Below are 25,155 nucleotides of genomic sequence, written 5' to 3' on the forward strand. Positions count from 1 at the left end.
TAGATTAGGATAGCTTATCGGATTTTACCGCATTTCAAAAGGTTTACATCGATTTTAATTTATTTCTTTAAAAAGTTGTCCTACATTTGTTATCCTTTGATTAATTTTTAATGTCATTTTGACCTAAACAAATACCATGTCAAACCGTAATATTATTTCTTTTGACAATCTGTCACTACAAGAATTTGATACCGAAACCGATTTAATTCCGCTTCTAACCCCAGAAGACGAGGAAGAAATGAATAAGGAGCAACTTCCGGATTCATTACCCATATTGCCGTTACGTAACACTGTCCTTTTTCCTGGGGTGGTAATACCAATTTCAGCTGGGAGAGATAAATCAATCAAGTTGATTAATGACGCTAATGCCGGCAATAAAATTATTGGGGTAGTAGCACAAAAGAACGAGGAAGATGAAGATCCTACCAAAAATGATATTTATACGGTGGGAACCGTGGCACAAATTCTTCGGGTACTGAAAATGCCCGATGGGAATGTGACCGTTATTCTGCAAGGGAAAAAACGTTTCGCCATTGATGCCGTTACCGATGAAAAGCCTTATTTGAAAGCTACCATCAAAGAAGTAGAGGAAAAAAGACCCGGAAAACAAGATACCGAGTTTCAGGCCATAGTTGATTCTATTCGGGAATTGGCCATACAAATTATTAAAGAAAGCCCGAACATTCCAACTGAAGCTACTTTTGCTATCAAAAATATCGAAAGCCAGTCGTTTTTAATCAATTTTGTTTCTTCCAATATGAATCTTACGGTGACGGAAAAACAAGATTTGTTGATGCGGAATGTACTTAAAGAAAGGGCTTTGGAAACGTTGCGTTACATGAATGTAGAGCTCCAAAAACTGGAGTTAAAAAACGATATACAGTCTAAAGTTCGTTTTGATTTAGACCAGCAACAACGAGAGTATTTTCTGCAACAACAAATGAAAACGATTCAAGAGGAATTGGGAGGTGTTTCATATGAGCAGGAAATAGAAGAAATGAGACAAAAGGCCAAAACGAAAGTTTGGGACGAGAAAACAGCCAAGCACTTTGAGAAAGAAATTTCCAAAATGCAACGCATGAACCCTCAGGCTCCTGATTTCGGAATTCAAAGAAACTATTTAGAGCTGTTTTTAGAATTGCCTTGGAACCACTATTCAAAAGACAATTTCGATTTAAAACACGCACAGAAAATTATTGACCGAGACCATTTTGGTTTGGAAGATGTAAAGAAAAGAATCATTGAACATTTGGCGGTATTGAAACTGCGCAATGATATGAAATCGCCCATCATTTGTTTGACCGGACCTCCGGGTGTTGGTAAAACATCTATCGGGAAATCAATTGCCGAAGCATTGGGAAGAGAGTATGTACGGATTTCATTGGGAGGATTACGGGATGAAGCTGAGATTCGAGGACACCGTAAAACTTATATCGGTGCTATGCCGGGCAGAATTATTCAAAGTCTGAAAAAAGCTGGTACTTCCAATCCGGTGTTTGTATTGGATGAAATTGATAAGTTATCCAGCAGTCACCAAGGCGATCCTTCATCGGCGCTATTAGAGGTGCTGGATCCGGAACAGAACAAAGAGTTCTATGATAATTTTCTGGAGATGGGGTATGACTTGTCAAAAGTAATGTTCATAGCAACTTCGAATAATATGGCAACTATTCAGCCTGCACTGAGAGATCGTATGGAAGTCATCAAAATGACCGGTTATACGATTGAAGAAAAAGTTGAAATTGCCCGCCAGCATTTGTTGCCAAAGCAATTGAAAGAACACGGCTTGACAACAAAGGATTTGGTTGTTGGTAAAAAACAATTGGAAAAAATTGTGGAAGGCTACACCCGCGAATCAGGAGTACGTAATCTGGAAAACAAGATTGCCCAAGTGGTTAGAAATGCGGCCAAATCGGTAGCAATGGAAGAGGAGTACAATGTCAAACTAACTGACGAAGATATTGTGAAAATATTGGGAGCACCCAAATTGGAACGCGATAAATATGAAAGTAACGATGTGGCCGGTGTAGTAACCGGTTTGGCATGGACTTCAGTTGGTGGTGATATTCTGTTTATTGAATCCTTGATTTCGGCCGGAAAAGGGAATTTGACTCTAACCGGAAATTTAGGTACGGTGATGAAAGAATCCGCCACGATTGCGTTGGAATATATCAAGGCCAATTCAGAGCTGTTCGGAATTGAACAGGAATTACTGTCTAAATACAACATTCACCTGCATGTTCCTGAAGGGGCTACACCAAAAGACGGGCCGAGTGCCGGAATTGCGATGTTGACATCGTTAGTCTCTCTTTTGACACAGCGTAAAGTGAAGAAAAATTTAGCTATGACAGGAGAAATTACCCTTCGTGGGAAAGTACTGCCGGTGGGAGGTATTAAAGAGAAAATCCTCGCGGCCAAAAGAGCTAACATTAAGGAAATTATTTTGTGTCACGAAAATAAAAGTGATATCGAAGAAATTAAAAAGGAATACCTTACCGGGCTTACCTTTCACTATGTAAAAGAAATGAGTGAGGTTATTGATTTTGCCTTGACCCATCAAAAAGTAAAAAACGCGAAGAAGTTATAAGCTCATTACAAAATAAACTTCAAAGGCATAAGTAAAACCAAGCTTATGCCTTTTTCGTTTAACTTTTTTTCGTGTCTTATAAAATAATATCTTCGCATTTCCGTTATAGTATATAGCATAAGCCATTTTTGATGTTTAGAAAAATAATTTGTATTGGATGTTGTCTCGCCGGTTTTGTCTCTTTTGGGCAAATTGGAGGGAAGTCAATATATCAATTTCTAAACTTGGTTACTTCCCCGAGACAAGCGGCATTAGGAGGGAAAGTCATTACCTTTTTTGACAACGATGTCAATCAGGCACACTTCAATCCGGCCACAATCAACCCAGAAATGGATAACAAATTTTCGTTGAATTACGGAAGTTATTTTGGTGAAGTTACCTATGGGACTGCATCGTATGCCTATACTTATGACCGCCATGTGCAGACTTTTTTTGGCGGAGTGAATTATGTGAATTACGGAAAGTTTGACGGTTATGACGAAAACGGTCAGCAAACATCAAGTTTTACCGGAAGTGAAATGGCACTGTCTTTTGGTTACGGCTATAATATTCCGGGTTCCGATTTTTATGTGGGCGCCAATGGGAAATTGATTTCTTCCACTTTGGAGAGTTACAGTTCGTTTGGGGCGGCAGTCGATTTAGGTGCGATGTTTATTGATACCCGAAACGATGTGAATTGGGCGATTGCCATTCGCAATGTGGGAACCCAAATTACGACTTATGCCGGCACCCGGGAAAAATTGCCTATGGAGGTTATGATTGGTGTTTCACAGTTAATGGAAAATGTGCCCATTCGTTGGCATTTGACTTTGGAAAATATGCAGCAATGGCAATTGGCTTTTAGTAATCCTAATCGGGCGCAGGGATCTTTAGATGGAGGGGCTACTCCTGAAAAAGTATCGTTTTTTAATAATGCGCTGCGACATGTCATTATTGGTGCCGAATTATTTCCTGATAAAGGATTCAATGTTCGACTGGGGTACAACTTCAGAAGAGCTGAAGAATTACGTATATTAGAGCAGCGAAATTTCTCCGGAATCTCAGTGGGTCTCGGATTGAAAATAAACAAATTAAAATTTAATTACTCGTATTCCCGTTATACATTAGCTGCCAACACCAGTTTGTTTGGTCTGACTATCGATTTTTCGGGTGACAGATATTAATAATCCAATAACACGTTTTGAAAAAAATTACCATTGCCATTGACGGATTTTCTTCCACCGGGAAAAGTACTTTAGCCAAACAATTAGCCCAACACTTAGGGTATGTTTATGTAGATACAGGTGCTATGTACCGTGCGGTGACGCTTTTTGCCATGCAAAATGGCTACATCTCAGCAGATTATTTTGATAAGGAAACACTCATTAACGGTTTGCCTTTTATTAAACTGCATTTTGAATTCAATTCGGACTTGGGTTTTGCGGAAGTATTTTTAAATGATGTCAACGTAGAAAAAGAAATCAGAACTATTGAAGTTTCCAATTTTGTGAGCAAAATAGCTGAGGTTTCAGAAGTGCGTTCTAAATTAGTAGAGCAGCAGCAAGCCATGGGTGAAGGCAAAGGCATTGTCATGGATGGACGTGATATCGGAACGGTGGTTTTTCCACAGGCCGAGCTTAAAATTTTCATGACCGCCAGTCCTGAAACCAGAGCCCGTCGCCGGTATGATGAGCTGCAGGGTAAAGGAGAAAATGTTTCCTATGAAGCGGTGTTGAAAAACGTAGAAGAGCGCGATTATATAGACACCCATCGTGATGACTCTCCTTTGCGAAAGGCTGATGACGCCATTGAAATTGACAATTCAAACCTGAGTCGCGATGAACAATTCGAACAGGTCTTAGCACTGGTTAACAGGGTGACGAAATCGATGTAATTATTTGTTTATCTCAATATAAATAGTAGATTTACGGGCTATATTTTTTACAACCAAAAAAACTATTATTTATGAGTATAAAATTGAGATTAACGCTGATGAGTTTTCTCCAATTCTTTGTTTGGGGTGCTTGGTTAATTACTGTCGGAAATTATTGGTTTGGCACGAAGCAATGGAGTGGTGAACAATTCGGAGCCATATTTTCAACTTTGGGATTGTCTTCTATAGTGATGCCGGCTGTAACCGGAATCATTGCCGATAAATGGATTAATGCCGAGAGACTTTACGGAGTGTTACATATCTTAGGAGGTTTGGCGTTGCTTTACATTCCGCAAGTGGAAGATCCCACTACTTTTTATTATGTAATCTTTGCCGCAATGTTGTGCTATATGCCGACAATTTCTTTATCAAATTCAGTAGCCTATAATATTTTAAAAAGCAATAAATATGACGTTGTCAAAGTGTTTCCGCCAATTCGTGTTTGGGGAACTATTGGTTTTATTGCAGCGATGTGGATTACCAATTTGACGGGAAACAAAGCGTCTTATAATATGTTTTATTTGTCTGCTTTTGCCGCTTTTGCATTAGGTTTTTATTCATTTTCTTTACCTAAATGTCCGCCTCAAAAGCTAATTTCAGAAGATGCTTCTTTAGCACAAAAATTAGGGCTGAATGCATTTAAATTATTCGGCACTTATAAAATGGCATTGTTCTTTATTTTTTCCATGTTTTTGGGAGGCGCTTTACAGTTGACCAATATGTATGGCGATGTGTATTTATCTGAATTTGCCAAAGTACCTCAGTACGCGGACTCTTTTGTGGTGAAATATTCTACGATTATCATGTCAATTTCTCAAATATCAGAAACCTTATTCATCTTGGCTATTCCATTTTTCTTGAAACGATTTGGAATCAAACAAGTGATGTTGATTTCAATGTTGGCTTGGGTATTGCGTTTCGGGTTGTTTGCCTTCGGTAACCCGGTGGATGGTTTATGGATGATTATTGTATCGTGTATTGTTTACGGAATGGCCTTTGATTTCTTTAATATCTCAGGGTCGTTGTTTGTAGAAACCACGACCGATTCGAAAATTCGTTCTTCGGCTCAAGGCTTGTTCATGATGATGTCCAATGGTTTTGGAGCGTTCTTCGGAGGCTTAGTCAGTGGTTATATTATTGACGAATTCTTTACTCATGACGGAACCCGCGATTGGCATAACATCTGGTTGTCGTTTGCCGGTTATGCTTTGGTGATTGCCATACTGTTTGCTATTTTCTTTAAGCACAAACACAATCCGAATGATGTGGCCAATGTGAGTCATTAAAATAAAAAGAAACCCTGTCTAATTGGATAGGGTTTTTTGTTTTCCGAATGTCCACCGGGCATTCTCCTCTTAATATCAAAGGTTTTTTGTTGCTCAATGTTGGCTGGCTAGCCCCGATTGCAGCAACTACCTTGTAGTGCGAAAAGCGGGAAAATGGAATTAATTGAAGCCCGGCTTGTTCGCTCCTGAAATATTTTTCTATTATCTATCTGTCTATCGTCTTTTTTCTTTTCTAATTGTTTTGTAATTAAGAAATTATGCTTACTTTTGCGCACCTTTTGGCGAGCACGGATTTCCTTTAGGTATCAACAATTTAAACGTAAAACACTGTTGTGTTTTTATCGCGCAAGAAATCCGGAAAATACAACATACAAATTTTTTATCAGCATGGCTGTATTAAACAAAGAACAAGAAGCATTTTTAAATGAATTCAACTGGCACAACTACGCCGAAGGAATTGACGCGGTAGATGAGAAAAACTTGCAAGAGTTTGAAGCTTTAGTAACTAAAACTTTTATCTCAACTGACCAAGAAGAAGTAGTAGAAGGAGTAGTAGTAAGAATTACTGACAGAGATGCTATTGTTGACATTAACGCGAAATCAGAAGGAGTTATTTCTTTGAATGAGTTCCGTTACAACCCGAACTTAAAAGTGGGTGACAAAGTTGAAGTATTGATTGACGTTCGTGAGGACAAAACAGGTCAATTGGTATTATCACACAGAAAAGCAAGAACTATCAAATCATGGGATCGTGTTATCGCAGCTAACGAAAGCGGTGAAATCGTTCAAGGTTTTGTTAAATGTAGAACTAAAGGTGGTATGATTGTGGACGTATTCGGAATCGAGGCGTTCTTACCAGGTTCACAAATTGACGTGAAACCAATCCGTGATTACGATGTATACGTAAACAAAATGATGGAATTCAAAGTGGTGAAAATCAACCACGAATTCAAAAACGTAGTAGTATCACACAAAGCGCTTATCGAAGCGGATATCGAAGTTCAGAAAAAAGAAATCATCGGTCAATTAGAAAAAGGACAAGTATTAGAAGGAGTTGTGAAAAACATCACTTCTTATGGTGTGTTCATTGACTTAGGTGGTGTTGACGGATTAATCCACATTACTGACTTGTCTTGGTCTAGAATCAACCACCCAAGTGAAGTATTGGAATTAGACCAAAAATTGAACGTGGTTATCTTGGATTTCGATGATGAGAAAACAAGAATCCAATTAGGATTGAAACAATTAAACGCTCACCCTTGGGATGCTCTTGGAGCTGACTTGAAAGTAGGTGACAAAGTGAAAGGTAAAGTAGTGGTTATTGCTGACTACGGTGCGTTCATTGAAGTGGCTGAAGGTGTTGAAGGTTTAATCCACGTTTCTGAAATGTCATGGTCTACACATTTAAGAAGTGCTCAGGACTTCGTAAAAGTAGGTGATGTTGTTGAAGCCGTTATCTTGACTCTTGACAGAGATGAAAGAAAAATGTCTTTAGGTATCAAACAAATGACACAAGATCCATGGACTGATATCACAGCGAAATACCCTGTAGGTTCTAAACACACAGGAATCGTTAGAAACTTTACTAACTTCGGTATATTCGTTGAGTTAGAAGAAGGAATCGACGGTTTAGTATACATCTCTGATTTGTCTTGGACTAAGAAAATCAAACACCCGTCTGAATTTGTTAACGTAGGTGATAAATTAGATGTAGTAGTATTAGAGTTGGATGTAGAAGGTCGTAAATTATCTTTAGGCCACAAACAAACTACTGCTAATCCTTGGGACAAACACGAAGATGCTTTCGCTGTGGGAACTATCCACACCGGAACTATCGCTGAGATTGTTGACAAAGGAGCTACTGTAGATTTCGGAGATGATGTAGTGGCATTTATCCCAACTCGTCACTTAGAAAAAGAAGACGGTAAAAAATTGAAAAAAGGTGAAGAAGCACAATTCAAAGTAATTGAGTTCAACAAAGAATTCAAAAGAGTAGTAGCTTCTCACACCGCTATCTTCAGAGAAGAAGAAGAGAAACAAGCAAAAGCTGCCGTTGAAACTGTTTCAACAAGCAATGCTCCTGCTAACGCTCTTGGAGATAACAATGATATCCTTGCCGGATTGAAAGCAGAAATGGAAAAGAAAGAGAAAAAATAATTTTCTGATTCTTTATTACATAAAAAGCCCCGATGATTCGGGGCTTTTTTTATGTATAAAAGTTTCAAAAACGCCAAATTTGACATCGTGGACGTCAAATTTGACGTAGGGTAACCCCAAATTTGGCGTCAAGAACGTCATGTTTGACGTCCACGATGTCAAATTTGACGTAAACAACCCCAACGATGGCGTTTTAAGCAATCAAAAACCCTGCGGTAAGGCAGGGCTTTTGATTTAATAAGTATACATCGTTTCATCGTTTTAAAGCAAAATGTCCCTTGACTTTACGCCCGTCTACAAAATGAACGTCAAACCAATAGTCATCAGCCGGCATTTCATAACCGTTATAGGTGCCATCCCAGCCGGGTCCGTTGGGCTGAATTTGTTTCAGCAACTTGCCATAGCGGTCAAAGATATAAATCACGGAATGGGCATTGGCCGAAGTAGGACTGATGCCTTGTACGTTCCAATCGTCATGAAAGCCATCATTATTAGGCGTGAAATAGTGTGGAATTCCCATCACGGCCACAGCTATAGGGCCTAGGATACCACAACCGTTTTTATCGCGAACATAAAGTTCGTGCAAACCAATGGGCACATTGTTAAAATACCCGTTATCACGGTAGGGGCCTGCTATATCGTCTAAAGCAAATTCATAATCTCCGGTACCGTTGACAAAAATGCGTACCGAATTGCTATCTGAAAAATCACTGACAGAAAGATTTTGAATGCTGGCAATTTCAGAAGCAATGACTTTGATGCTTCGGTAAGTCGTACAGCCATAACTATTGGTTACCCATACACCATACGTTCCGGGTGTAGTTGCTGTGAAGGTATAGGCAGTATGACCCGGTAAAATAGTACCGTTATAATACCATTGATAGGTATAATTAGAAGCAGGAGATCCATCAATAATAGCGGCATCTAAAACGACTTGAGTTGATGGTACACAGATGAGTTCGGTATCTTCTTGATCAATTTTAGGTCGCGGATGTACGATTAACGGGATAATCATTGAGGCACTACAACTGGTATTGATAGGGTTTTCTACTACCACCCTTATATTTTGAGTTCCGGTTTTAAACGGATTCGGTAACGGACTCGGCAACGGGTTGTTGTTTTCATCAAAATAATAAACAGTCATTCCGGTTTGAGTACCTAAAATCGATGCTTCAAAATTGCCGGTATCAAAATCAAATACTCCGTCCTGATAGAGCGAATTAACCTCGTCATCACATTGAGTTGTCAGATTCGTAGGGATGGTAAATGCCTGTGGTAAATCGTCAACAATAAACTGCAGCGTTTCATCATCATAGCATTGTTTGCCGCTGTTGTTGATGACACGAATAGTCAACGTTTCGGAACCGTTTACCACCAAAGGATTCGGCAGTGTAGCAGTTTGTGTTCCGTTGGCTCGGGTATAGCTGAGGTGCACTCCGGTTTGCCCGTTTAGAATAGTGGCTTCGATACCTGTAGTATCAAATGCGTAAAGCCCATCCTGATTGTCGTCACAGTGGCGAATGAGGTTGTTGGCATTTACAGGATTGGCATAAGGCAGCGCCTCTACATTCACAGAGAACGTTTTGAATCCGTAGCAGGAGTTGTCCAAAGAGCTTTCTACACGAACCCAGATGGTTTGACTGCCGGGAAACCCAATGTTTCGGTAATTTGTAGTGTTGGGAATTGCTAACGAATTTCCGCTGGTATCAGTTTCCGCCAGGAAATCAGCTTCGGTTTTATAGTATTTGATGTTGTAATTAGAAGCAGGTGTTGGTAGTACCGCCAATAAACTATTGGTAATACCTGTAAAATCAAACGGACCCGAAATGCCGTCACGATCATCATTGGCCGCATCCAAATAATCATCGCAAAGCGAAAGGTTCGGAATATTGAAACTTGCAGGGATTTGAGTAACGGAAACAATTAAATTGATTCGGGCAAAATTAGGGCAACCGTTTGCATTGACCACTCGGGCATAAATGCTGGAATTCCCAGCTGTATAAGCATAGGGATTCGGTATCAAAAAAGCATTGTTTCCGGTTTGAGAACCTACTAAAGTGGTGTAATAAGTAAAAGTTTCATTGGCATAATTGGCCGAAATCACATCGTTCTTTTGGGTGAGGTTGAATGTGGAAATTCCGTCAGTATCATCGTCACACTGTTTCAATGTAATAGGCGTTGTCACGACGGGCAATGCATAAGTAGTTAAAACTGCTGCAGCCGAATACAACCCGCAGGTGTTTCCGCTTCGGTTTAAGAATACCCGGTATTGGTTTCCGGTCATGGATGGAGCCACACTGGTAATGGTCATACTGTTTGTGGTCACTCCCGAATAAATAAGACTATTGGTTAAGTTTGTCCAAGTTGTCCCGCCATTGGTAGAAACCTGCCATTGGTAGGAGGTGATGGGAGTTCCGGTTACTATTGTAAACGTGGCAGGTTGTAATTCGCAAGCGATAAAATCCTGTGGTTGTGTGGTAATGGTAATAGGGGCGGCGATAGTGTAATTGCTGTTGGGAACTCCATAGGAATTGCTGCTTATAACTAACCCATAACCCATAATGTTAGGCGGAATAGCATCTCCTACAATGCCGTCATTATTGAGGTCATCAAAACCGGCTTCAATGGTGTCATAACAGCCGTCATCATCACTGTCTGCTTCTATATAATTGAATATGCCGTCTCCATCAGTATCGGTGATGGTGTAATTTATAATCCCACTTTCGACTGGTGTTTCAACGGTGTTTTCAAGACCATTACTGCCCACTAAATTTCCGGGGACGCCACTGGTGTTTGTGCTGTTCCCGGGGCTTCCCGATTCAATAGTGTCAAAAATACCATCGTTGTCACTGTCTAAATCCAAATAATTCGGATACCCATCACCATCGGTGTCGGCCGGAATGATACCCATACCAAACAGGTCATCAATACCGTCACCATTCACATCAACATGGGATAATGCAGCTACATTTTGACCTTGATTTTCAAAAAAATCCGGGATTGAGTCATTATCGCTGTCGAGGTCATAAGCATCATAAACAAGATCATTGTCAGAATCTTTAGGAACACAAGTAGCAATTAATTTCAGGGCTACTCTGCTGGTGGTATCATCAATGAGATTAATATTGGTTACAGTTAAAGAAGTAATCATATCAGCTCTGATAGAAAAAGTTCCGGTGCCGGCGGCCAAAGGTACCGTACTGTTTAATCGGAAACGAATTTCAAAAGAAGAATATTGGGTTACGCCACTTTCAAAATAGCCATCATAGTTAGTGTCAATCAGCAATTGGTTGTCCGGATTTAATATGGTCAACGTTTTGGTCACCGGACAGCTTATCCTGATTTCAGTATTGGAAGTAAATAAATCGGTGGATAAGGCCGTTGCAGCATATTCGATTGCCAGACTTATCGGGTTATTGAACGCATTGTTGTATTTTACAGCATTGTTTTTCCCGGCGGAGGCTTCGGTTATAAAATTGCCGTTGGCATCGCCAACTAAAGGTGTGGTTGAGGGTATCCCAGTGCCGGAAAAAGCAATGGTGCCTATATAAGTATCAATGTAATTTCCAACATTTATTGCACCAATGCTGGTATTCGTGAGATTAAAATTTTGATCTCCATAAGATTCGGTACAGTTGGTCAAACCATCGTTGTCAATATCCAGATCGATGTTGTTATTAATCCCGTCATGATCATCATCAATTGCGCACGAACTTACCGGAATTATATCAGAAGGGAAAGTAGTTCCGCATGCACTTAGTGTGGCAATCACCTGATAGTAACCGGGCTGTGTAGGATTGTAGGTACTGGCTGTTGCTCCCGGAATGGGATTACCGTTAAAGTACCACTGAAATATATCAAAACTACTAATGGCATTAATTTCCAAATTGATGTTGGGAATACAATCAGAAGCGGAGGAAGCTACCGGTTTAAAAATGATTTCGGGATTAAAAGTAAATCCGGAATAGAAACCGCCATAAGTTGCTGCACCACTGGAACCATAGTATGAAAGATACAATTGTTCTGTTGAAAAAACAGATACATTACCCGTCAAACCGGTAAATGAATATGTAACATAATTGCTATTTCCGGTTACGGCGAGAGGGCCTTCACTGGTTATACCGGGAGGTAGTGTAGCTAAGGTATAGGCAATACCGTCAATAATGAAATTAAGTGTAGCTCCGGTCTTAGTAACAATACAAACTGTTCCGTCAAAATTTGTTAATCCGCCTACCTGATTGATATAGGGGATATTATTAATTGTTTTTGGTGTCTGACAACTCAGAGGCGGTACAAAGTGCATGTTTTGATTGGCCTGGCTAGTAGTCCCACCGATTCCCTGATATGCAAAAATATTTTTAGAGGCGTTTACATATAGATTTCCGCTGGGTGAAAAGTCGGCCCCTGATAAGGCCAAATATTCTCCTGAGTTCAGGGTGGCGGTTGGTATTGTACTGCCGTTTAAAAAGATATCGGTATTGTCTTCATTAGCTACTAATAAAGGTCGTTCGGTTACATCCACTCCCGAACCTTTGATGAAAATGTATTCGGTACCGGTTCTTTCTGCGGATACAATTTGGTCAAAACCCAAATCCAGATTCATGTTATTATTACCATTAGTCCCGGCAAAAGAGCCGCAATTTACAGCAATTGGTTTGTCTGAAGTTATAGCTGCCCCGATAAGACCATCACGGTTAGCATTATTAGGGCCTTCTACAGCAATAACATAACTTTCACCGGCATTCAGTGTTATATTGTCAGGGGTATTTCCTGCTAGTGTGTTATTGAGTATAGTAACACCCGGTTTTATATCACTAAAAGAAACAATCGTATTGTTTTCTGTTGCTAATATGGATGCAAACGTATAATGATTTTCAGTAATGGCACTAATACCTGTATTGGTGAAAGCACCAATTCTGAATTGGGTTCCCAGCGCTGCCGATCCTTTGGAAACCAACCCACCGGCCTGATAATTTTGTGGGGTTGAGGTTAACCGAACAGTTACATACACTAAATCTTCTGCCTGTACTATAAATCCTTTATTATTTTTGACAGTACTTACATCACTACTGGAAACCAGTAATTGGGTGTCAAATCCCCATCCAATGGAATACACATAGGGATTGTCTCTATCCACTGTTCCTGTGATGATACCGCCGCCAATTTCCTGGATTTGAAAATTTACCGGTGTAATGCTCGGACATGAGATATACATGGTTTGCTCCTGTGGTTCCTGAAGATCAGAGTTGGATAAAGGTGGAATATAATGTGTTTTACTGAATTGGGCTGAGGTTGTGAAGGCCAACAGAATAAACAAAAGCGTAATTAACTTTTTCATTGGATAAAATTACTAAAAAAGAAGTGTCATCGCAAGAGTGCAAAATGACCTTTAACAATTCTGCCGTTTCCGAAGGTAATTACAAACCAATAATCATCGGCAAAAAGATCCTTGGAATTTAGTTTTCCATCCCATCCAGGTTGGTTCGCATTAAAACCGAAAATGGCTTTTCCGTAGCGATCAAAAATAGTGACGTAGGCTTTGGGATAATAAATCAGGTTTTTAATCTGCCAAAAGTCGTGAACTCCATCACCGTTTGGAGTAAAATATTTCGGATAATCGAGCACATAAATGTATCTTGAGGTCATCGGATTACAGCCGTTTCGATCACGAACCACTACAGTATAAGCATTAGGAGTTACATTGCTGAAAAAATTACTGCTTTGGAAGGTAATACCATTTAATGAATATTCATAATCTCCGCTGCCGGTAGTATTCACCTGAATGCTATTGGAATCGTCTGATAAATCATGGATATCGACAGATGTAATAATTGGAGCACCTGAGGACAATATTATAAACGTTTTGGTTGCTTTGCATCCGGAAGAATTAGTTACCGTAACACTATAATTTCCTGCTGTTGTTACACCAATCGAAGAGCCGGTTTCAGCAGTGCTCCAAACATAATTGCTGTAACCACCGGGAGCCGATATAATTTTTGTTTCCCCGTCACAAACGTATAGCGTTTCATCTTCAAAACCGGTAAGATTGAAAACATTAATTTGTAGTTTTACAGGAATAATACCATAGCAATCCGGGCCGTTTACAATCCGGGCAAACAAGGTTTGACTTGAAGGGATGGTGTTGGTAAAGTTATTTGATAACGGATTACTTTGGGAATAAGCATTCGCTAAAGTGGCATAGTACGTTACCAATAAACCACCGGGTAAGCCGTTGATTACGGATGGAGTTACGCTTTGGTTCAAATCAATATTGGTTATTCCGTCAGGAGTGCCGTCATTGTCGCAAAATTTAATGGGATTTACCACCGGCAACGAATTATTGGCCGTTTGCAGTGTAATTTGAATAAAACTATTGCAGCCAAAGCTGTTTGTTACAGCGGCAACAATTACTTGATTGGCAGTAGTATTTTGAAAAGCAGTAACATTGGTAATGGCATTCTGACTATGGTCCGCGTCGTATTGATTCAGGTAGAATACAATTGCATTTCCTTGAGAAGCTCCTTGAATTGCAGGAATTAATTTGGTCAAATTGTATGTAGTAATGCCATCCCCATTATCATCACATTGCACCAAGTTCATCGGATTGATGCTGGGAACACCCACATATTCTATAGTAACTTCACCTTTGGCTACACAGGCGGTATTGTTCAGTGTAATTTCGACCCGATATACTCCGGTAGAAGTAACAGTATAAGTTGGATTGGTTGCACCGCTGATTTCTGTATTGTCTTTAAACCATTTATAGGTATTCGTGCCGGGTTCGGTTGCATCTAACACATAACTATCGCCGTTGCAAAGCGGATTGTTTGTAGCTACTAACCGGTCGGGGCCTAAATCAGTTCCAACGGTAAAACTTCCCGCTCCCAAAAAGATGGCGGAATCATATTGTGGATTGGTTTCATCGGCGATGACCAGTTTAATATGATAAGCCGTTCCCGGGATAACATCGGCTTTAGCAGTCATAAGGGTTGTTTGGCCATTAAAATTAATTGGGGCGCCTGAACCGTTATATCCTCCGAAATATGCCTCATTGATGGCAGAACAACCACCTGGTATGGCGGGATGAACGGTGGTAACTTTTACAGGTGTTGTGGTATTGGGAACCAAAGCCAGATTTTGATAGGAAGGGCTACCGACTTCTTTAAGTAAAAAAGCAAAGCCATCGGAATAGTTGCAAGGGGAAGTACCATGGTATTCTTCAGATGCAAAGATATAATCAAAACTGACTTTGTTGGTTAAAGGGATAAAGTCAAATTCCAAAATGGTTGCATTGTAGGTGTTTGAAATACCCAAAGCTTGTTGCAAATCATTGTCACCTACCCAGCCGTTAGCGCTTTCGCTCAATAAACTGTTATTAGGACCTTGAGTACTGATGGCTTTACAAGTACTTAGTACGATGCCCTGGGAGAAAGGAAAGCCACTTGTTCCGGAATTGAAATAGCCATAGCTGTTTTCACCGGTTCCGAAGTTACCGCCATACACATTGAAATTGGACACATTGGCACAAGGTCCGTTGATTAAAACATTTTCAATAAGTTGTTGTGCTGTATAATTATCGTTTACAGTAAAGTTTTGTGCTGCAGTATATTGGGCACAACTCAAAAAAAAACAAATCAGTACAACTATCCGGATTCTCATAGCACCGGCAAAGATACTACAAATCTCTTTTTTTGATTATTATATAAGATAAGAAAATGAAAATAGCAGTCCATGTTAAAACAATAATTATGGAGGAAAAATGAACACTGTAATCTTTACCTGAATTTTCTCCTACCGCATTTTGAATGCTCTGAATCACGCTGAGACGGGTGAAGGGCTCCACTAATAGATTGCTTATGGAAGTCATTGGGAAAAAACTGTATACTGTGTCTACCATTTCACTTTTGTTAAAGACATTGTATTTGAAGTACAGAAAAGAAATGATTTCTCCAAAAAAACACATCACTAAAAAACCAAGCGCAAAGGCTGAACGTTTTATTAAAACGCCTAAGAACAGACAAAATGAAAAGAACCCGACAAGGTTGATAAAATAGGCCAACAAATATTCTAAGCCTGAAAACACTATTCCGATTTCGTTGTAGGAAGAGAAACTATAGCCCAAAACCAGCGACATTACAAAAACAAAAAAAGTAGAAATCAAAGAGAGCAAAACCAAGGTTAAAAACTTTGATAATACAAATTCTTTCTTGCTCATTCCGTCTATCAGGTTTTGCTTCAAAGTACCATAGCTGTACTCATTTGCCATCATCGAAACGATTATGATGGCCAAAAAGAGTTTAAGCATGGAAGCTACCCAAGTGTTAAAATGCCAAATGAAAGGAAAGTTGAAAATTCCCATTTCGGCAAAATGGATTTTAAATTTCCCCAATTCAAATTTAACCGAAGCAATCAGGGCAATCAGGGACAGAATCACAAAATAGCTGATGGTCAGGATTCTGCTGGCTCGGTTTTTCCATATCTTTTGCAATTCTATGGCTAGTAATCTTTTCATGAAAGGGCCTTTATTTATTGGTTAAAGCTAAAAACTGTTCTTCTAAACTTAATTTTTTCTGAATCAGGTGATCCAAACAAATGCCATTGTCAAAGCAGTATTTATTCAATTCGCCGGTGTTAATCGGGTTTTTGAAATGTACAATTACCTTATCATCTGATTCCGAAATTGTTTCGACTTGAGGATGTTTTTGCAGTGCTTCAATAAGTTTGGCATTGTCTTTTGATTGTAATTCGGTAAAACCCTGATGATTTGTCATGCCATCTACGGTTCCGTTGAACAAAATTTGTCCAAAACGCAACACCAAAACATGACTGCACACTTTTTCCACTTCGTCCAACAGGTGTGAAGCCAGCAGAATAGTTGTTCCCTGTGAAGCAATCAAGCGAATAATGTCTCTGATTTGATGAATTCCTTGCGGATCTAAACCATTTGTCGGTTCGTCAAGTATTAATATTTCCGGGTCATTCAGAAGAGCAGAAGCAATGGCCAGGCGTTGCTTCATTCCCAGAGAAAAGGTTTTAAATTTACTGTCTTTTCGTTCCGTTAGTCCAACCACTTCCAGTTTCTCAGCAACTTTAGAATAATCAATTCCTTTGATTTTGCAAACCAATTCCAGATTTTCTTTCGCCGTCATGTAGGGGTAAAAATTGGGTCTTTCTATAATGGCCCCCACTTTTTTCAGTGCTTCGTGAGTTTGCATTTTACCGCCAAACCAATGGTATTCCCCAGAAGTTTTATTCACTACATTAAGAACAATTCCCAAAGTGGTGGATTTTCCGCTTCCGTTCGGTCCTAGGATTCCATAGACATTTCCTTTGTGTATTTCAAGCGAAAGATCCTTTACCGCTTGAATTTTTCCATAACGTTTGTTGAGGTTTTTTATGGAGAGTATAGCTGTTTCCAAGATTCAGTCATTAAGTTGTCGGTATGACGACTGAAATTTAAGTTTGTTACTATTCTTTTTTATGAAAGTAGAAACGGGCAATAAATTGTTTTTTTAACTGTAAATAAAAAAGTGTCTCATTGATGTCTTTCAATTGTGATGTCAAAGTTATTTTTTGACCTTTACTGTCGTTAGTAGCCTGCAGCTTGCATACTTCACATTCAAATTCACTGAAATGTGCATTCACCTTTTTAGTCTCTACAAAGCGATGCCCAAACAGCGTACAGAGGTAGTTTTTTTTAACTATACCATGATTTAAGTAGTTTGTTTTCATACAATTAAGGTTTAGTTTTGGGATAGTAAACCTATTATTTTATCGTTGAAAATAAAAATTTAATCGACAAATTACGTTGTTTTAACAATTTAGAAACAAAATTACTTACAAAAATAACAGTTGCTTTTAGGGAGGTTTATTTAAACGGAACAATTACCGGTTGCCCAATCTGAAAATCGGGTAAGGCCAAATCGTCATTTTTAAAAGAGTTCGTTTTGAATAAGTTAGTCCCTTCATATGGAATGGAAGGATAGAAAGAAAAAGAAATTTGAAAACTGTTAAAGACCAAATAATCATTGTTAATTAAAACGCCAATGCTGAATTTGGAATATAATTTATCGCTGAAAACTTTATTGTTCACATCTCCCAAAACTCCAAATGTCATATTGTAAAAAGGACTGAAGTGAAAGCCGTGCCAATTGCCCGGCACATAGGTTTGCGTTTGGAAAGCTACGGTCAATTTTTTGGTTCCGTTAATCAACGGGTTGCTAAAACCACTGATGAGGTTTTGGTCGGATATAGAAAGACGATCTTTAATAATAGGCGCCCTATGATTTCCAAAGACAATAGTAGGTTTTATGAATTGCCTAATTTTCCAGTCGCCCACGGAAAGTAAATTAGTAAAATAATTGGCTTCGATTCTGAATGTCGTTTCTTCGGTACAGCCGTTGTTGTAAAAACTTCCCCATTCAATATTGGTACTCAAATAACCAAAATCAAAGTAATTACCATAAGCAAATCGTCCGCCGAAGTAACTTCGTTTTAAGTTGTTTTTGTCTTGTATTCCTCCAGTTATCGAGTATACTTGTCCGTAGGGAACGTCTTCAATAATTCCAAAATTGAAGAGGTATTTGTCTTCGGCAAACTTTCGTGTATTTAATCCTATAGTGGCCAGATATATTTTTTCAGATGAAAAGAATTTACTTGGATCATATGCGAAATTAGGTTCTTCTATATAAGTCACATTTTTGCAACCGACAGATGTAACCAAGTTGGTAGTTCTGTAATCCTCATTTCTGCCCCCAAATATTTTGAAGGAATGGCCAAACCAATATTCCTGAGTTTCCAATTTAAATCGCTGATTGGCAAAAACAGAATTAGTGTCGGGTAAGGAATCAATATAAAACCGATTTTCAAGAATGATACCACCGGCCAATCGGGTAAAAGGGGAGAAGAACTGACGTTCCAATCGTGCACTTTTGGTGGTGTAGTTATTCAAAGAGTTCTCGTATGTTAACGTCGCGTTGATAAAGGTATTTTTGATGTTACTGATAGAATATTTTGCTTTATAAGCATTTTGTCCGGTGTCAAAACGTCGGGTAATGTCATTCTGAAATTCGTGTCCGAGTCCCATGAAGTTTCGTTCGGTCAATTCGAAATTACCTTGTGAATTTGATATGGCTCCGGTTGGAATCAAACTCCAAGAATCTAAAACGCGAATAGAAATATCCACTGAGTCTTTACAATTCGGAATTTCAACAGGATTAATAATTACACTGCGAACATAGCGTTGTCGTCTGATTAAACGTTCCGATTCTTTAGCCAACAAAGAATCTAAAGGTTCATTTTTTTTAAATAATAATAAGTTCCGGATAGTCCAATTTTTAGTTTTAACATGCAGGCTGTTCCCAAATTTTTCAACGCTTTTTTCAGGAACGTCTTTATAATTGTCAACAGCATACCCAAAAGGGTCTAGTGTCTCAATATTGATGCTTCGGATAATTTTACCTTCATTACGGTCAAATGCTTTTTTTATGAAGTAACGTTTTCGTTTGGTATTGGCAGAGGCAGCCGATTTTCGGTTCGATTTGAATAAAAGGCGATAAATAAAGCTGTTAACTTTATTTTTCTTCGAATACGTTTCAATTTTTTTATACACTTTAACGGAATCATTATCATTCTTTTTTACTTGTGCCGCCGTTTGGAAGTAAGCAAAGCAAAAGAAGAGCAGAAATCCGAAAAATAGTTTGTTGGTCATGTAGGTTAAGCAATTTTAACAAATATAGAGAAATATCACAGCGATTTTAAGCATTTTAACATAGTCTGTAATTTCCAAAAATAAAAAATCCTCAACTTTTTACAATTGAGGATTTGTTTTGTCTCGTTTGAGTTATTAAGACTTTTGTTCTTTGTTGAAGTAAACCAAATAGTAATACATCTGTTTTTCTTCGTCCCAACCTTTTTCGACAAATTTCTCTGCGCTTTCCGGGTTGATGAAATCCAATTTGATTTGGATATTCGTGTCCAGATTGATTACGTTTTTAATTGACTTACGGACATCGGTAACGGCAGCATTGGCAATAGGGAAGTTGGTAATATCCTCAATGCTGTATTTTTCCCCTTTGTCTACTTTATAATTTTTAAATTCCGGAATCAAATCAGGATTGTCCAAAACTTCGTTTAAGAATTTGCTCTCTTCAAATTCGTCATTCTTCGCAAAAAAGTTGACCGAACGGTTCATGAACATCACTTCTTCTTTTTTGTCTTCGGCCGGTAAAACCACATCTTTGGCAAAGCCCTGACAGAATTTCAAATATTTTTTGGTATAAAAGTTTTCATCCTGAAAGGCATCTACCGATAAGAAATGTTCCAACCAGTAACGCGCGTCGTAACGGTTGCTGTCTACAGTTAAGATTTTGTAGCCTTCCTCTTTTTTGTGGTTAAAAATTAAACAGCCTTTATCCAGTTTGTTGAGATTGATACCTTGCTGTAAAATCATTTCCAATGTAGCTCCTTTTTCTTCAAACTGCATAAAATCAGATTTGATTTCGCTTTTAAATACGCCAATAGCATCGACTACATTATTATCTATATTAAGATTTGTTATGTAGGCTACATAGACTTCACCATTCTTAATATGCGGATGATTCGATTGTTCGAAAAGGTGTTTGGTTATTTTTTTTGACACTTCATGTGCTTCCCCCGGGTTGCTGAAAAGTTCTGAGGCCAGATTAAACATGTCATTGTATTCTAAGTCTACATCGTGGGCAAACTGGAAATAATTTTCTTCTTTTTCACGAAAAGATTTGAAGAAATATTCTTTTAACAAAGGAACAATTTCATCATTCAGGCCATAAGGTTGCTCCGAAAGGAAAATAGCTTCGTTCCGACTTTTGTTGCCAACACGGTGAATAGATAGGCTTTCAATATGAGCGTTAAATAGGTTAATCATAGTTTAGGTTTAGGTAAAAAAGTATGAAAGAAGAACACCGTTGAAGATGTCCATGGTATTCTTAACAAATTGTATTTTTAATTGTTTTTTGCTTTGAAAAATTAATTCCAGTTTTCTTCAAATCCATAATCTTCAAAACTGTCATCTCCGCCAAACATGTCTAAGTCGTCTTCGTCTAAATCATCTTCAAATTCAGAATAGAAATCGTCGTTCTCGGCTTCAAATTCTTTTTCGGGTGCCGCTGCTGGCAATTCACCGTGGGAAAATAACAAATCGGGATAGGTTGCCCCGGCTTCCGGTTCTTCCACAGCGGCCAATTCTACCAAAAAGGTCCACATGTTGATGAAATCATACACGTAAATAATCTTCGTTTGGTCTTCGTTCAGCAATTCATTTAGGCTGTAATCACTCATTACTTTTTGCTCACCCATTACATCTCCGGTATCAAACATAGGAATTTCATCTTCCTGATTCCATAGATCGTCACAGGTGTAAAATGAAGCTATTTCCATACCGTCAAAACCAAAAGCGTTTACAATGGCGTTGTGTAAATCCTCTAGGGTAGCATCATCCTGAATAGCAATATCTCTGAAAACATCCTCTTCGGCATCAAGAATTGCTCTGAATTTATAAATCATAATCGTGCTTTATTTTTGAGCTGGTAAAGGTAAAATTTAATTTTAGAAATACGATTGGGATTCTGGTTTTGTTGATAAGATTTTGCACAAAAAAACCGGCATTGCGCCGGACTCTAATTTTATTTTTTATCGGGTTGACACATGATTATAATTTTGTAAAAAGTGTCGTGTAAAGAGGTTAGTGCCTGCTTGATTTGGGTATCATCTTTTTTTTCCTCAATGAGTTGACTCATCATTGCAGTTTGCTTTTTCAAAACCAAAAGAGTTTCTATTGTTTTAGGATTTCGATACGCTTCGGGCATAGTTTCAACGGATAATTCTTCAGCTTTTTCAAGTAATTGTCCGTAATTTTTTTTAATGTGTTCCATGTTTCCTTCCTCGGAAGCGAGGTAGGTTTTCGAAATGATTTCGTGGTACGCTTTAATCTGTGGCCATTGCTCAATAATAGAGTGAGCTGAGCTTGAGTTCAATGCGAATAGCGTTGCAAAAGCAAAGAGCGACTTGATTATTTTCATAAGTTTTTGTGGTATTTTGTTTTATTGGTATTGCAAGTCTAATGATTTTAATTTGGTTTTTGTGTTAAAGAGATTGGTTTTTTTAAGAATTGTTTAAGGTTTAGGATGGATTTAAAAGTATTTATCAAATAATAGTTATAGTAGCTTTTTGAAAAACACTTCATCCTCAAAAAATAACAATTCGGTAAATTAAAATTGTCTAGTTTTAAATCTTGATACAATTTTGGTCTATCAAAAAAACACTTATGATGAAATCAATTTATACTCTTTTGTTTTTACTGATTGCTTTGACAACTCAGGCACAAAATACCATTTCAGGAGTTGTGGTCGATGAAAAGAATCATCCTTTAGTTGGAGCCAATGTTTTTATAGAAGGTACTTATGACGGTGATAACACTGATGATAATGGACATTTCAGCTTTGTGACAATGGCTAATGGGAACCAAATATTAGTAATCACTTATCTGGCTTTTGAAACTTTAAAAATCAATGTTCATGCTAATAATTGTCAATATAAGACCTACAAACTTAAAGAAAGTATTAATACGCTTGATGCCGTAGTGGTATCTGCTGGAACTTTCAGTGCCGGTGAAAAAAACAGAGTGTCAGTTTTAAAGCCCTTAGATATAGTAACTACAGCCGGTTCTGCCGGAAACATAATCGCTGCTTTGCAAACCCTACCGGGAACACAAACAGTAGGTGAAGACGGTCGTTTGTTTGTTCGTGGTGGGGAAGCCGATGAAACCCAAACCTTTGTTGACGGAATTCGCGTAGCTCAACCCTATGGAGCAACAACAAACAATTTGCCTACCCGTGGACGGTTTTCACCTTTTTTATTTAGTGGTATTTCATTTTCTACCGGAGGATATTCTGCCGAATATGGAGAAGCATTGTCGAGTGTATTATTGTTGAATACACAAGATGAAGCAGATCAGAACAAAACCGATATTTCAATGATGACCGTGGGTCTCGGGTTGAGTAATACCCGCAAATGGAAAAAAAGTTCTTTAAGTGTGAATACTGCTTATATTGATTTGGCACCCTATCAGGCCGGCATTCCGCAAGACATAGATTGGAATAGACCATACCAATCCCTTTCGGGAGAAACGGTGTATCGTTATAACTTTAATAATGGCATCTTCAAAATGTATGCAGCTTTTGATACTTCCCATTTTGATTTGAATCAGGAGGATATCAACCAGCCGGAGCCGGTTCGGGTTAATTTGAAAAACGACAACTTTTATTTGAACAGCTCGTACAAAGGGAATTTTGGAGGGAATTGGCAAATTTTTACCGGACTAAGTTATGGATACAGTCAAAATAAAATAGACATCAATACTGATCGATTACATAATGGTGAAAACGCTTCCCATTTGAAGTTTAAATTGAGCAAGAAACTCTCTGAACGAGTAAAGTTCAATACCGGAAGCGATTATTTTATTACCCGATTTGACGAAGACTACAACACGGTATTTAACCGTGGCTATACTGCCAATATTGCGGCGATTTACACTGAAATGGATGTTTACTTTTCCAAAAAATTCGCGATTAAAGCGGGAGTAAGAGCTTCAAATAACGATTATATTCATCAAAGCAGTATTTCTCCCAGAGCCTCATTGGCCTATAAAATATCAAAAAACAGTCAAGTGTCTTTCGCCTATGGAAATTTTGAGCAGGCTCCTAAACAAGAGTATTTGAAATACTCAAACGATTTTAAGACAGAGAAAGCGGCTCATTATATTTTTAACTATCAATATGTAAAAGGGAATCGTACTTTACGAACAGAGTTATATTACAAACAGTATACAGATTTGGTGAAATACAATACCGCACAGCTACAGTTTGATAGTCAATTTAACAATAATGGTCAAGGGTATGCCAAAGGATTTGATGTGTTTTGGCGTGATGATAAAACCATTAAAAATCTGGAATATTGGGTTTCTTATTCTTATATCGATACCCAAAGAGATTATAAAAATTTCAATACCGCTGTAACACCGAGCTTTGTATCCAATCAAAATATATCAGTAGTAACCAAATATTGGATTTCGGATTGGAAATCACAGGTAGGTTTTACTCAACAGTTTAGCAGCGGACGCCCTTACAATAATCCGAATGAAGCGTCATTTATGAATGGTAAAACCAAATCTTACAGCAATTTGAGTTTCAATTGGGCCTATTTGTTATCACAGCAAAAAATACTGTATTTTTCGGTTTCCAATGTTTTGGGGACACAAAATATTTTTGGTTATCAATATGCCAATACACCTAATAATGAAGGTGTTTATGAAAGAAAAGCCATTACACCGACGGCGGACCGATTTTTTTTCGTGGGATTCTTTTGGACTATCAGTGATAATAAAAAAGACAATCAGTTGAAAAATTTGTAATTTGTACTTGAGTAAGTTGACAATTCATCTGCCAAAATCAACAATTCGGTCAGTATTAATTTTCAGGCAGTAAAAATCGAAATACTTTTGACGCATCAATAAAGAAGAGTTTCAATCAATAAAAAATCAATCTAAATTTAAAATCATGAAAACAATCATTACCGCCTTTACGCTTTTTATCTGTTCTTTAGTAACGGCACAAAGCCAGTACGAACAGGGAATGGGCAAAGCCATGTTACTATGGAAAGAAGGCAAAACAGAAGATGCCACAGCCATGTTTGAAAGAATAGCTTCGGCAGAAAAAAGCAATTGGTTACCTAATTATTATATTGGTATGGTCAATGTAACGGCTTCTTTCAATCCGGCTAATAAAGACAATGTGCCGGCCATGTTAGACAAAGCACAAAGCGCAATTGATAATGCCGGTGTGCTGAGCCCAAATAACCCTGAAATCATGGTTTTGCAGGCGATGTTATACACCGCTTTAATTGTTCAGGATCCTATGACGAACGGCATGAAATATTCCGGTAAAACGATGGAACAGTATTATAAAGCCCTGGCAATTGCTCCCGAAAATCCCAGAGTGGTATTCTGTAAAGCAGATTTTGAAATCAACAGTGCCCGATGGACCGGCGCCGATACTAAACCATTGTGTGAGCAAGTTGCTAAGTCGATAGATTTATTTGCTAAATTTAAACCGGAGTCCACTTTTCATCCGAACTGGGGATTGGAAAGAGCTGAGCAAACCCTTAAAAACTGCAAATAA

At 38.4% G+C, this 25,155-nt stretch carries 16 protein-coding genes; 7 read left to right on the plus strand and 9 right to left on the minus strand.

Annotated features, from left to right (window positions below; all coding sequences use genetic code 11):
- Positions 1-136 precede the first annotated feature (136 nt).
- The 5 genes from lon to rpsA all read left to right on the plus strand — a co-directional run bounded on the left by lon (position 137) and on the right by rpsA (position 7,942).
- Positions 137-2,587 (plus strand): endopeptidase La, encoded by a 2,451-nt coding sequence (lon, locus tag ACSVH6_RS10020; RefSeq protein ID WP_438078055.1) that lies wholly within the window; start codon positions 137-139, stop codon positions 2,585-2,587.
- Between the two features lie 131 nt (positions 2,588-2,718).
- Entirely contained in the window at positions 2,719-3,750 is a 1,032-nt protein-coding gene (gene porQ / locus ACSVH6_RS10025) for a type IX secretion system protein PorQ (protein WP_438078057.1), read from the plus strand.
- 17 nt (positions 3,751-3,767) lie between these two features.
- Positions 3,768-4,460 (plus strand): (d)CMP kinase, encoded by a 693-nt coding sequence (gene cmk, locus ACSVH6_RS10030; protein WP_438078059.1) that lies wholly within the window; start codon positions 3,768-3,770, stop codon positions 4,458-4,460.
- Between the two features lie 71 nt (positions 4,461-4,531).
- Positions 4,532-5,785 carry a nucleoside permease gene (locus ACSVH6_RS10035; protein WP_438078061.1) on the plus strand — a complete coding sequence of 418 codons (1,254 nt, stop codon included), beginning with the start codon at positions 4,532-4,534 and terminating at the stop codon, positions 5,783-5,785.
- Positions 5,786-6,172: 387 nt separating this feature from the next.
- Entirely contained in the window at positions 6,173-7,942 is a 1,770-nt protein-coding gene (rpsA, locus tag ACSVH6_RS10040) for a 30S ribosomal protein S1 (RefSeq protein WP_438078062.1), read from the plus strand.
- A 253-nt stretch (positions 7,943-8,195) separates the two neighbouring features.
- Here rpsA and ACSVH6_RS10045 read toward each other — a convergent pair whose 3' ends face one another.
- The 9 genes from ACSVH6_RS10045 to ACSVH6_RS10085 form a co-directional block, all read right to left on the minus strand.
- Entirely contained in the window at positions 8,196-13,280 is a 5,085-nt protein-coding gene (locus tag ACSVH6_RS10045; RefSeq protein WP_438078064.1) for a T9SS type B sorting domain-containing protein, read from the minus strand.
- A 26-nt stretch (positions 13,281-13,306) separates the two neighbouring features.
- Entirely contained in the window at positions 13,307-15,565 is a 2,259-nt protein-coding gene (locus tag ACSVH6_RS10050) for a choice-of-anchor L domain-containing protein (RefSeq protein ID WP_438078065.1), read from the minus strand.
- A 52-nt stretch (positions 15,566-15,617) separates the two neighbouring features.
- Entirely contained in the window at positions 15,618-16,454 is an 837-nt protein-coding gene (locus ACSVH6_RS10055) for an ABC transporter permease (RefSeq protein ID WP_438078067.1), read from the minus strand.
- 10 nt (positions 16,455-16,464) lie between these two features.
- On the minus strand, positions 16,465-17,361 hold the full coding sequence (locus ACSVH6_RS10060; protein ID WP_438078069.1) for an ABC transporter ATP-binding protein: 897 nt from the start codon (positions 17,359-17,361) through the stop codon (positions 16,465-16,467).
- A gap of 49 nt (positions 17,362-17,410) precedes the next feature.
- The gene (locus ACSVH6_RS10065; RefSeq protein WP_438078071.1) at positions 17,411-17,674 is read right to left on the minus strand and encodes a hypothetical protein; all 264 of its coding nucleotides are present in this window, start codon (positions 17,672-17,674) and stop codon (positions 17,411-17,413) included.
- 136 nt (positions 17,675-17,810) lie between these two features.
- Positions 17,811-19,652 (minus strand): hypothetical protein, encoded by a 1,842-nt coding sequence (locus ACSVH6_RS10070; RefSeq protein ID WP_438078073.1) that lies wholly within the window; start codon positions 19,650-19,652, stop codon positions 17,811-17,813.
- A gap of 135 nt (positions 19,653-19,787) precedes the next feature.
- Positions 19,788-20,846 (minus strand): nucleoid-associated protein, encoded by a 1,059-nt coding sequence (locus ACSVH6_RS10075; RefSeq protein WP_438078075.1) that lies wholly within the window; start codon positions 20,844-20,846, stop codon positions 19,788-19,790.
- A gap of 101 nt (positions 20,847-20,947) precedes the next feature.
- Positions 20,948-21,484: an IS1096 element passenger TnpR family protein gene (locus ACSVH6_RS10080; protein WP_438078077.1), complete on the minus strand. Its 537-nt coding sequence runs from the start codon at positions 21,482-21,484 to the stop codon at positions 20,948-20,950.
- Between the two features lie 119 nt (positions 21,485-21,603).
- Positions 21,604-21,999 (minus strand): hypothetical protein, encoded by a 396-nt coding sequence (locus ACSVH6_RS10085; RefSeq protein WP_438078079.1) that lies wholly within the window; start codon positions 21,997-21,999, stop codon positions 21,604-21,606.
- A 248-nt stretch (positions 22,000-22,247) separates the two neighbouring features.
- On the opposite strand from ACSVH6_RS10085, the gene ACSVH6_RS10090 reads away from it, so the two are divergent.
- Entirely contained in the window at positions 22,248-24,389 is a 2,142-nt protein-coding gene (locus ACSVH6_RS10090; protein ID WP_438078359.1) for a TonB-dependent receptor, read from the plus strand.
- Positions 24,390-24,534: 145 nt separating this feature from the next.
- The gene (locus ACSVH6_RS10095; protein WP_438078081.1) at positions 24,535-25,155 is read left to right on the plus strand and encodes a tetratricopeptide repeat protein; all 621 of its coding nucleotides are present in this window, start codon (positions 24,535-24,537) and stop codon (positions 25,153-25,155) included.

The sequence above is a fragment of the Flavobacterium sp. XGLA_31 genome (assembly GCF_051547105.1).
Classification (GTDB): Bacteria; Bacteroidota; Bacteroidia; order Flavobacteriales; family Flavobacteriaceae; genus Flavobacterium.